General features: G+C 36.6%; 6 protein-coding genes. All 6 read right to left on the bottom strand.

Annotated elements, in window-relative coordinates:
• Positions 1 to 32 precede the first annotated feature (32 nt).
• Genes Q0A18_RS05585 through Q0A18_RS05560 form a run of 6 tightly spaced genes read right to left on the bottom strand, consistent with a single transcriptional unit; the run spans position 33 to position 10,437 of the window.
• Positions 33 to 1,472 carry a glycoside hydrolase family 30 protein gene (locus Q0A18_RS05585; RefSeq protein WP_292009190.1) on the bottom strand — a complete coding sequence of 480 codons (1,440 nt, stop codon included), beginning with the start codon at positions 1,470 to 1,472 and terminating at the stop codon, positions 33 to 35.
• A gap of 17 nt (positions 1,473 to 1,489) precedes the next feature.
• Positions 1,490 to 2,287, bottom strand: a complete 798-nt coding sequence (locus Q0A18_RS05580) for a glycoside hydrolase family 16 protein (protein ID WP_292009189.1) — start codon at positions 2,285 to 2,287, stop codon at positions 1,490 to 1,492.
• 21 nt (positions 2,288 to 2,308) lie between these two features.
• Complete coding sequence (gene bglX, locus Q0A18_RS05575; protein ID WP_292009188.1) at positions 2,309 to 4,531, bottom strand: beta-glucosidase BglX; 2,223 nt, start codon at positions 4,529 to 4,531, stop codon at positions 2,309 to 2,311.
• A gap of 12 nt (positions 4,532 to 4,543) precedes the next feature.
• Entirely contained in the window at positions 4,544 to 5,974 is a 1,431-nt protein-coding gene (locus Q0A18_RS05570) for a glycoside hydrolase family 30 beta sandwich domain-containing protein (protein WP_292009187.1), read from the bottom strand.
• 5 nt (positions 5,975 to 5,979) lie between these two features.
• Positions 5,980 to 7,515: a RagB/SusD family nutrient uptake outer membrane protein gene (locus Q0A18_RS05565; RefSeq protein ID WP_292009186.1), complete on the bottom strand. Its 1,536-nt coding sequence runs from the start codon at positions 7,513 to 7,515 to the stop codon at positions 5,980 to 5,982.
• Positions 7,516 to 7,527: 12 nt separating this feature from the next.
• Complete coding sequence (locus Q0A18_RS05560) at positions 7,528 to 10,437, bottom strand: TonB-dependent receptor (RefSeq protein WP_292009185.1); 2,910 nt, start codon at positions 10,435 to 10,437, stop codon at positions 7,528 to 7,530.
• Between the last annotated feature and the right edge of the window lie 108 nt (positions 10,438 to 10,545).

Raw genomic sequence — 10,545 nt, 5'->3', positions numbered from 1 at the left:
TGTTTTTTAAATAAAAAAATGTAAATATGAAGTTATAATATTACAGTCTGAATGGAGTGTGCTGGTGCAGAAAGCCTGGCAGACATTCCTTCAATCCAGAGATTAGTATCTATATCATTATTCGAATCATTCATGATTACGGTTACTAATTGTCCGTTTTCATTCATAAAAGTTGTAGACGTCAGAGCTACTCTGTTTGATGATGATCCTATTCTCTGAGCGTTAGGTTTTATAAATTTGGAAACATGACCTACATAATAGTATTCATAAGTATAGTGTACTTCTCCTGTTTTTGTATCTGCTATAATAGGAGCAAAACAAAAATTTCCAACATGGTTGGGTCCCCCGGTTTCATCTAAGAGAACATTCCAGTCTGTCCACAAAGCCGTACCTTTATTAAAATCATTCAGCATATTTCTGCCATATAATTCTCCTAGGCTTACATCATAGATTTTAGACATATTAAACTGTTCTTTACATCCTTCTGTAAAAGCCAGAAATTTATCTGGAAAAGCACGGTGAGTTTCAAGAAGATTATCAAATAATTGGGTTTTATTATTCCAGGTTTCATACCAATGGTATCCGATTCCGGCAGCATATTTTGAAGTTTCAGGATCACTTAATGTAGTAGTGGCTCTCTGATAGATCAAATCCCTGTTATGATCCCAAATCATTACTTTCTTATCTTTAAATCCATTCTTCCAAAGCGTGGGTCCCAGATTATTCTTTAGAAACTCTCCTTCTTCTTCAGCCGTATAAATACAGGATTCCCAGGTTTGTGTTGCCATTGGCTCATTCTGAACAGTTAGCCCCCAGACATTAATCCCCTGTTTTTCATAACCCTTAATAAATTTAACATAATAATCCGCCCATGTCTGATAATATTGATTCTCTAACCTCCCTCCTTTCAGCATACTCTTATTAGATTTCATCCATGCCGGCGGGCTCCATGGAGAAAAGTAGAATGTAAAGTTATTTCCTATAGCTTTTTGGGCTTCTTTAATCATAGGAATTTTATATTTTTCATCATGTGCCAGATTGAATGATTTCAGAGAAGTATCATTATCTGCAACATAGGTATAAGAATCACTTGAAAAGTCACATGAATTCATATTGGTACGGACAACAGTATATCCCAATCCGCTTTTTCCATAATAAGCTTCAATAATTTCTTTCTGTTTATTTTTTGGAAGTTTATAAAAAGTTTCAGCAGATGCATCTGTAATGGCACCTCCAATTCCTATAAGTTTTTGATATTTAAAATCCGGATCTACAAAAATGCAGGCATCCGTTTCTTTAGGCTGACCAAATTTTTCAAAGGTAACGGTTCCCTTATCAGCCATTTTTTCATTGGTCTTAGAATTTGTCAGATATACTTTGGCAGTTTTACCTGTAGTTTTCTTCCAATAATTTTGAGCGTCCACATTACTGATTATTCCAATTAAAAAACAGCTCACGATTAGTTTTTTCATATTTATCATCTTTCTTTTTATTTTCTATTCTGGTAAACCCTTACGTAATCAATATAATATTTCTGAGGAAAAACAGTATCATCAATTCCTTCTTTTCCACCCCAGAAACCGCCAACTGCTAAGTTCAAGATAATAAAGTAAGGCCGATCAAAAGGCCATGATTCATCAGTATTTTCTTTATTCTCATAAGTGAAGAATTTCTGGTTATCAATATAGACATCGATTTTCTCAGGGGTCCAATCCGCTTTATAAATATGGAATTTTTCGCTGGCATCTTTTACAATAAGGGTATCTGTCTTCTGAGTTCCATGAATGTGATTGTACCTTTTAGTATGTACTGATGCATGAATAAAACCCGGATTAAAGCCTACATGCTCCATAATATCCAGTTCCCCGTCATCAGGCCACTTTTCCATATTTTCACTCATCATCCAGATTGCAGGCCAGGTTCCCCTTCCCTTCGGAAGTTTAGCTCTTACTTCGACTGTTCCGTACTGAAAAGAAAACTTTCCCTTTGTTAAAAGCCTTGCAGAAGTATACTGACTCTTTTCCCAATTTTCTTTACGTGCTTCTATAATAAGGTTCCCATTTTCAACTCTTGCATTTTCCAACCGGTCTTGAGTATAAAACTGAGCTTCATTATTTCCAAATCCGTGTCCTCCTACATCATAATTCCACTTTGAAGAATCGGGAAGCCCTTTATAGTTGAATTCATCACTCCAGATTAGGTTTTTACCTGAATCAGACCTGGATTTACACCCGGAAATGGAAAAAAATAAAATTCCACCTATAAAAAACTTCCCGAAACTTTTCATCCCTACTTTCATTATATTCAATTATTTAATCCAATTGATTCTTTTGATTTGAACTTCCTGGGAATTTGTTCCTATCATAATATCAAACTCTCCTCCTTCCCAATCAAAATTAAGTTTATCATCATAGAATTTAAGATCTTCAGGAGTCAGTTTAAAATTAACTGTTTGAGTTTCTCCTTTCTTGATCACTAATTTTTTAAAACTTTTTAATTCTTTTACAGGTCTTACCACTTTTCCTACCAGGTCCCTGATATACAACTGAACCACTTCTTCTCCATCATATTTCCCGGTATTGGAAACTTTCACATTGATATCCAAGGTTTGATTTCCTGCAAGATTGGCAGAACTCAGCGTAAAATCAGAATATGTAAATTGAGTGTAGCTTAACCCATATCCAAATGGATATTTAGGGTCATTATCCAAATCAATATAAGCAGACACATAGTTTCGGTCAGAATTATTTTTTGCAGGCCTTCCCGTATTATAATGGTTATAGTACACAGGAATCTGTCCTTCCGTTCTTGGGAAAGTCATCGGAAGTTTTCCTCCCGGATTTACTGTTCCAAACAATACATCTGCAATAGAGTTTCCGGCTTCTGTTCCTAACCACCATGTATAAACAATAGCAGGAATATGATCGGCAGCCCAATTAAAAATCAAAGGTCTTCCAGCATTTACCATTAGAATAATTGGTTTTCCTGTTTTTGCAATTTCTTTCAGCAGATCTTCCTGTACTCCAGAAAAATGAATATTACTTCTGCTTTTTGCTTCTCCGCTCATAGCAGGTCCTTCTCCTAAAGTCATGATAACTACATCTGCTTTTCTAGCTGTTTCTACAGCCTCTGCAAACATAGATCTGTCTTCATCATCTGCATTACAACCTTTTGCATATAATAGGGTAGAATTTTTATCCAGCTGGTTTTTAATTCCGTCAAACTGGCTGATGATCCTCTGGGCATCATCTTTAAATGCTACAGACCAGAAACCGTGGTTTCCTACTGTTTCTTTTCCGAACGGACCAATCAATGCTACTGTTTTTGTAGATCTTGAGATGGGCAGCAGATTATCTTGATTCTTTAATAAAACAATACTTTTAGAACCAAACTCTCTTCCGAATTTTCTGTTTTCAGCATTATTGGTCTGTTCTTTCTGCCTTTTATCATTACTGAACCTGAAAGGATCATCAAATAATCCCATTTCAAATTTCTTGATTAAAATTCTTCTTGCTGCATCATCAATAAATTTAATATCTACTTTACCTTCTTTTACCAATTCGGGAAGCGCAGCCATATAAGAACGACTTTCCATATCCATATCACTTCCGGCTAAGATAGCCTTCTCAGCAGCCTCTTTACTGTCTTTTGCATATCCATGAGGAACCATTTCTCCAATACTTCCCCAATCCGAAACTACAAATCCTTTATAATTCCATTGTCCTTTCAGTAAATCCCTCTGTAAATAATGACTGGCTGTTGCAGGAATTCCGTTGATATCATTAAATGAGTTCATAAAAGTAGCAACACCAGCATCTGCTGCTGCTTTAAAAGGAGGTAAATAAGTTTCATGTAATTGTCTCAAGCTCATGTCTACGGAATTATAGTCCCTTCCTCCCACTGCAGCTCCATATGCTGCAAAGTGTTTTGCACAAGCCATTATAGCATCAAGGTTTCCTAATCCTTTTCCCTGAAACCCTTTAATTCTGGCTAGTCCTATCAATGTCCCCAGATATGTATCTTCTCCTGAACCTTCCATGACTCTTCCCCACCTTGGATCTCTGGCAACATCCACCATAGGAGCAAATGTCCAGTGAATACCATAAGCAGAAGCTTCCGTAGCTGCTATTCTTTCTGATTTTTCAATCAGTCCTAAATCCCAGCTGGCTGCCTGTCCCAGATTAACAGGAAATGTAGTTCTGTATCCATGAATAACATCCTGTCCGAATAATAATGGAATTTTTAATCTTGACTGTAATGCCAGCTGCTGGAAAGCTTTAGTTTCTTCAGCTCCGGCTACATTGAGCATTGAGCCTACTTTACCTTTTTTTATTTCATCTAAAACGGTGGCGGAATTGGAATTCTGTGGTCCTGTCGCATATTCAAAACCACTGTACTGCACCAACTGTCCCACTTTTTCCTCGAGAGTCATTTTGGATAAAAGCTCGGAAACTTTCTGATCAATCGTTTTCTGAGCAGAGGTATTGACTCCGAAGGCTGCCAACAATAATAAAAGGCATTTTTTCTTCATGTCTGTTCTTTTTTAAAATACGTAAGTAGCAACTGACTTTCCTGGAAGATTAAATGTTGCTGTTTTTCCGTTATATTTTATATTAAATGTTTCTGTATTTTGAGATCCGTTTTGTACGATCACCACTTTTTTTCCTTTTGGAGTTATAAAAGCTGTTGTAGAAAGGTGATTCGTCTGTGTAGAGGCAATTCTTACCGAACCTGCAGGAATGAATTTAGAAGCATGAGCAATGATGTAATATCCTACATTTCTGGTAAAAGTCTCAGCATCTGAAACTGTAATTGCTCCTTTGCATTCCGTACAGCCACCAGGTGTGTGTGGCTTAAAGCCTGCATCATTGGCAAGATTCCATTCCAGAGCAATCTTACTCCAATTACGCATAGAACCGATGATTACATTTTGGGTATGCCAGTTCAGATCTTCATTGAAGGTTCCTTTGGCTCCTGTCCATTGTTCTGTAAAGTATAAGTTCTTATCCGGAAAAGCATTATGGACAGTACTTAAAGCTGATATTTCACCTTCATATAAATGAAATGCAGATCCGTCAATATATTGGTAGGCATCAGCATCACTTAAAATATTGATTGCATATTCCGGTTTATTACAGTTATGATCATATACTACAATCTTTGTTTTAATTCCATTCGATTTAAAAACCGGGCCCAAATGATTTTTAATAAAGTCTTTCTGCTGGTCGGAAGACATGTATAAACTTGGATTATTTCCAGGATGTAGCGGTTCATTCTGAGGGGTGATTGCGTCAATAGTAATTCCTTCTTTCTTCATTCCCTGAATGTATTTGACAAAATATTGGGCATATGCTCCATAATATTCAGGTTTAAGACTTCCTCCTTTGGATTGACCATTGTCTTTCATCCACACTGGCGGAGACCATGGCGCTGCAATAATTTTAATGCGAGGATTGATTTTCAGGATTTGCTTCAGCATAGCAATAAGGTCTTTATCTCTTGCCAGACTAAAATATTCAAGAGAAAGATCTGTTTGGCCTTCCGGAAGATCGTTATATGAAAACACTTTGCTGTCCAGATCGGAAGCACCAATGCTCAGCCTTAAATAACTGATTGAAATAGCATTATCCTTATTTCCAAAAAGTTCATTGAGCAGAGCATTTCTTTTGGATGACGAAAGACGGTTTAGCACTTCAACACTTCCCCCCGTCAATGTATATCCAAATCCATCAATATATTGAAATTTCTGGCTGGCATCAACTTCAATATTCTGATAATTATTGGTTGTATTTACAAAATTTAGTGGACTTTGCTGTTGCAATTTAACACTTTCATCTCCTTTGGTAAGCCATGACTGAACGGTATCTGTACTCTTATTTAAAGAAACTGTAGTACACGATGTAAAAGGTAAAAGTACCACACAACTAAGTGCGGTACTTTTTAAAAAGAAACTATATAAACTGTGAAACTTCATTATTATTAGTATCCTGGGTTTTGTTTTAAAGCTGTATTGGTAAGCTCATTGAAAGGAATCGGTAAGATTTCATTTTTACCTGCTGTGAATCCTCTTGATCCTAATTTAGCAGAAGCTTCGCCCCATCTTACCAAATCAAACCATCTGTGTCCTTCTCCTGCAAGTTCCCTTCTTCTTTCATCTTTAACAGCCTGCATAGAAACAGTAACAGATGCCAGTCCTACTCTGGCTCTTACAGCATCCAGTAGAGCCTGAGCCCTGGCTCCTGAACCTCCCAGTGCTTCAGCTTCCATTAAGTAGGTATCTGCCAGCCTGATGGCGATGTAGTTCTGACGGAAATTCAATTCAGTTGCACCAGGTAACGTAGAAACATCTGATGTTCTGGGAGTAAATTTATTTAGAAAATATCCAGTGTCTCTATATGCAGCGGAATAAGTTACATCTCCATTCTGTACAAGTTGTTTAACATTCAATATAGTAGCATCCAAACGTGGGTCCCCTTGCATAAAGTTGAATAAGTCTTCGGTTACCGGATTAAAAGACCATCCTGAATAAATACTTGGTGTATTTGCAGGAGCATCATCTGTAACTTTATAAGATCTGATTCCTAACATTACATTAATACTGTTTCCTTCATCTTTTCCTGAACCCCAGAATCCCCAATCTGAATTCCCTTTATTGGTATGCATAACTTCTAAGATAGATTCAGAGGTGAATTTGTTATCAACTTTCCATAAATCTGCATAGTTAGCAACCAATTTGTATCCATACTGGCTGGTTCCACCTGGTGTCCCGTTTACCATTTCCAGCTGAGCAGCTGCTTCACTATATTTTTTATCATACAAATAGATCTTCCCTAATATAGCACGGGCAGTACCCTGTGTGATTCTTCCTTTTTCGGCATCAGATGATGTCGTCACCGGTAAATCTCCTATACTTGCCAAAATATCTGATTCTATCTGGGCATAAACTGCAGTAGGATCTGCCTGTGGAATATTATAATAGTCATCGTTCACCGTGATAGGCTTCAAAATCAAAGGAATATTTTTGAAAGTTCTCAATAATTCAAAATAATAAAGAGATCTCAATACTTTAGCTTCAGCTACAAATCTATTTCTTGTCTGATCATTCATCTGAGCATTTGGAATCCTATCGATTAAAAGGTTAGCAGCTGCAATTCCCTGATAATAATCTTTCCAGTAACTTACCGGCATGATTACAGAATTTATACTGTAATTGGCAAAACCCTGGATTCCTGCTCCATCGGTAGAACTTCCTCCTCCTGAATAGAAATCATCGGAAGCAGCATTGAAAAAAGTTACCATATTTTCAAATCCTCCGGAGTATTTTCTCAACATATCATAAGTAGCCACTAAACCAGTAAATGACTGCTCCTCATTTTGAAAATAATTATTTGAATCAAATGTCCCTGTATTTTTAACATCTTCAAGGTTACTGTTGTCGCAGGATACTGCTCCAAAACTTATACCTGCCAATAAAAGAACAGATACGCTTTTATATATAAATCTTTTGTTTTTCATTTTTCTAAGCTTTTAAAATTGAACACTAGCTCCAAAAAGGAAAGTTCTTGCCTGTGGATAGTATGCTCTGTCTATACCAAATGTATCTCCTCCTGCGATCTCAGGATCATATCCTGTATACTTCGTGAAAGTAATCAGATTTTCTCCTGTCACATAGAATCTGACTTTACTAGCTCCAATTGTCTGAGATACTTCTTTAGGTAATGTATATCCTATCTGAACCAACTTCAAACGTAAATAATCTCCTTTTTGCAAATAATAATCGGACATTCTCGTATAGTTTTGATTTGGATCATCCATAGTTACTCTCGCTACGGTATTGGAAGTTCCTTCTCCTGTCCAACGATCAAGAATAGCTGTCTGATAATTAGCATTCTGAATATCCAGCCTTCTCAGTCCCTGGAATATTTTATTGCCTGCTTGCCCCTGAGCAAAGACCATAAGGTCAAAGTTTTTATAATTAAAATTCAATGTTAAACCAAATGTATATTTTGGTAAAGAGTTTCCTAAGTTTACATAGTCATTTTCATCGATTTTCCCATCACCATTAGCATCCAGACGTTTGAAGTCTCCGGGTTTTGCATTCGGTTGGATCAATGCTCCGTTAGCATTGGTATAAGCATCGATTTCAGCCTGATTCTGGAAAACTCCCAAATTCTGATATCCATAAAATGAACCATATGGAGCTCCCACCTGTAGTCTGGAAACTGTTCCCATAGATTGGAAAGAAGCAAAGTTTACATATTCTTTATCATCCTCCAGTCTTGTAATTTCATTTTGCAGATAAGAGAAGTTACCATTGGCAGAGAATCCGAAGTCACCCCAGTTCTTTTTGTAACCTAAGCTTACTTCAACCCCATTATTATTCATATCTCCAATATTTCTCCATGGATTATTGATCAATCCCAAATATCCAGGAAGCTCAACACGTCTCAAAATATCGGTACTTTTCTTTCTGTAAAAATCAACTGTCAAATCAAAATTCTTAAATAATTTAAGATCTGCCGCAATATTGAACTGAGAAGTTCTTTCCCATTTTAGGTCTGGATTTTCAAGGGTGCTTGGTGCATATCCTGTTCTGATTATATTATCTCCAAAAGTATAATTACTTCCTGCGGATAAAGCATTTGCAAACTGGAAATCATCAATAGCATCATTTCCCAAAACTCCGTATCCCCCTCTAATCTTTAAGCTGTTCACTATATTATTCTGAGGCCAGAAATCTTCATTGGAAACATTCCATCCTAAGGACATTGCCGGGAAATTTCCCCAGTGATTATTGGCTCCGAATTTAGATGATCCATCTCTACGGATTGTTCCTGTAAATAGATACTTATTAGCATAATCATAAACTACTCTTGCAAAATAAGATGCTTTATGCGTACGTAATCCATCCCAAGCCTCCCCTGATATATTCTCTGCGGGAGTGTCAAAGTTGAAAGATGCATCCCACCAGTTATTAACGGGCTGATTAGTATATCTTATATTTTGTCCTGATGAAATATTATATTCATAATACCCCTGACCTAATAATACATTTAAGTTATGCTGTCCAAATCTTTTTTGATAAGTAACAGTATTTTCAGTACTCCACTCAAATTTCTTCTCTGTTTGTCTGAATAAACTATTAAACGAATCCTGTTTATTGGATGGCCCTAGATAAAATAAAGGTGTAAATGCCTGATTCCCCCAGTAAGAAAGTTTACCATTCATACTGGACTTAAAAGTAAAGTTTTTAGAAAGCTTTAATTCTGCAAATACATTCGCTATAATATCGTCTGACCAGTTGGATCTTCCCATTTGTGTCTGTTTGAAAGCTAACGGATTGGACATTTCCTGATTCACATAGTGAGAAATTCCATAAGGATTACCGTTAGCATCTCTAACGATATATGGACTGTTATAATCTGAAGGGAAAGGTTGGTTAGCAATACCATCAGTCACTACTACAGGAGTAATAGGATCTAAATTTACCGCTGAGCTCAAAGGTCCGCCAAATTCATCATTAGCATTAACTCCTTGAGATTTTGTATGTGTATAGGCAAAAGTCTGTCCTATGGTTAAAAAGTCAAATACTTTATGGGTAGAATTTAACCTTGCATTAATTCTTTTATAATTCGAGATATCTCTCATTACAATTCCCTCCTGCTCATAGTATCCAAAAGAAGAATAGAATGTGGATTTATCATTTCCTCCATTGATGCTGAATTCATGGGACATACGCTGAGCACTATTGAAGATCTCTTTTTGCCAGTCAGTTCCTTTACCATAAGAAGAAGGATTAGCAAATAATGGAGAATTTCCATCATTGGTTCTGGCTTCATTAATGATTGTAGCATATTGTGTTGCGTTCAGAAGATCTAATTTCTTAGCAGCACTTCCTACTCCAAGAAAACCATTATAAGAAAGATTTAGTCTTCCTTTGGCTCCTTTCTTTGTGGTGATAAGGATTACCCCCTTTGCAGCAGAAACCCCATAAATAGCAGCAGAAGCACCATCTTTTAAGATTTCCATATTTTCGATGTCAGATTGATTAAGCCATCCGATATTATCTACTACGATTCCGTCTACAACCCATAGAGGATCATTACTTCCGGCCCCAAAACTGGTAATACCACGAACCCTGATGGTAGCTGTAGATCCAGGCTGACCAGAATTAGAGATTACGGAAACACCCGCGGCTCTACCCTGCAATACCTGCTCCGGTCTTCCTGCCGGTACATCTTCAAGGTCTGAAGCTTTTATACTTGAAATAGCTCCTGTTACATTACTTTTTTTCTGAGTACCGTAACCGATCATTACTACCTCTTCTATTTTTTGTTCCTTAGTAAGGGTGTCGTTCCCTCTATTCTGGGCATTAAAATTTGCTGTAAAATAGAGAACAGCAATTACGCCTAAACCCCTTGATATTTTTACATTCATATATATAGTTAGTTTTTAATTCTCATTTTGAGACAATAAAAATATATTTTTTTTTAAATATTTAACATTATTTTAATAAGTATTTTAATTTTTCTTTTATTATAAAGG

Origin of the sequence: Chryseobacterium sp. (genome assembly GCF_022712095.1) — a bacterium.
Classification (GTDB): Bacteria; Bacteroidota; Bacteroidia; order Flavobacteriales; family Weeksellaceae; genus Chryseobacterium.
This window is presented reverse-complemented; position numbering and strand designations above follow the sequence as displayed.